This is a genomic window from Mycobacterium sp. DHQP2018-32-09, assembly GCF_058148405.1.
In genome coordinates this window covers 1-523 of sequence record NZ_JBYVYK010000128.1, presented here as the reverse complement: position 1 = coordinate 523, position 523 = coordinate 1, and the positions used below count along the sequence as shown (strand labels likewise).

General features: G+C 66.0%; 1 pseudogene. It reads left to right on the top strand.

The features are described 5' to 3' along the window. Positions 1 to 456 (top strand): annotated as a pseudogene (locus AC30CM_RS26990) (acetaldehyde dehydrogenase (acetylating)); the annotation flags it as partial. Positions 457 to 523 lie beyond the last annotated feature (67 nt).

Here is a 523-nt window from a genome sequence, read left to right as displayed (position 1 = left end):
TCGGTGTCCTCGGCGTCGGCGGGGCCGGGGACGCGGGCCAACATCGACGAGTTCACCAAGACCACCAGTGCGGGCGTGGAGGTCATCGGTGGGGCGGCGCGGGGCAAGGCGATCATCATCTTGAATCCGGCCGATCCGCCGATGATCATGCGCGACACCATCTTTTGTGCGATCCCCCCCGATACGGATCAGGCCGCCGTCGTTCAGTCGATCAAGGAGGTGGTGGCCGAGGTGCAGACCTACGTGCCGGGGTACCGGTTGCTCAACGAGCCGCAGTTCGACGGGCCGTCGGCCTTCAACGGCGGTCACCACCTGGTCACCATCTTCGTGGAGGTCGAGGGTGCGGGGGACTATCTGCCGCCGTATGCGGGGAATCTGGACATCATGACCGCCGCGGCGACGAAGGTCGGCGAGGAGATCGCCAAGCAGCGGGTCACGGCAGGAGCGCGAGCATGAGTTCTGAGGTCTGGTTCGATCCGAGTTGGGACGTGCGGATGACCGACACCTCGCTGCGTGACGGGTC